The organism is Bifidobacterium xylocopae (assembly GCF_003315615.1).
Taxonomy (GTDB): Bacteria; Actinomycetota; Actinomycetes; order Actinomycetales; family Bifidobacteriaceae; genus Bombiscardovia; species Bombiscardovia xylocopae.
The window spans coordinates 1-479 of the sequence record NZ_PDCH01000049.1; the positions used below are offsets into that span (position 1 = coordinate 1).

The window sequence follows — 479 nt, forward strand, 5'->3', positions numbered from 1 at the left end:
GGATCGACCAGCCCGTTGCGTCTGAAGAACTTCATCCACCCCGGTGGAGCTCCGGCCGCGTACTGGTGCAACGGATCATTAGCATGGGTAGCGTGAGTATGCCTTCGATCGTGGTCAGTGCTGTCATCATCCAAGATTCTGACGGGCGGCTTCTCACTGTCCGTAAACGAGGCACCGAGGCATTCATGCTGCCAGGCGGCAAGCCGGAGCCCGGCGCGGACTCGCGTCAGGCAGTAGTCCGGGAAGGGCACGAAGAGCTCGGCGTCGCATTGGCTTCCGACGACCTGCGTCGGGTGGGAGTGTTCACCACGCGAGCAGCGAATGAGGCCGGCCATCAGGTGGTGGCGACGATTTTCACCCACACCCCGGTTGCGGTGAGTGAGCCAGCTGCTGAGATCGAGCAGATTCGTTGGCTCGATTGGAGTGTCGACGCCCTGCCTGACGACCTGGCCCCGCTGCTGGTCGAGGCAGTCATCCCG

General features: G+C 63.0%; 1 protein-coding gene. It reads left to right on the top strand.

Annotation, left to right across the window (positions count from 1 at the left end):
- Window positions 1-98: 98 nt before the first annotated feature.
- Window positions 99-479 (top strand): NUDIX hydrolase (locus CRD59_RS07580; RefSeq protein ID WP_236632796.1); only part of this gene is annotated, 381 nt, incomplete at its 3' end.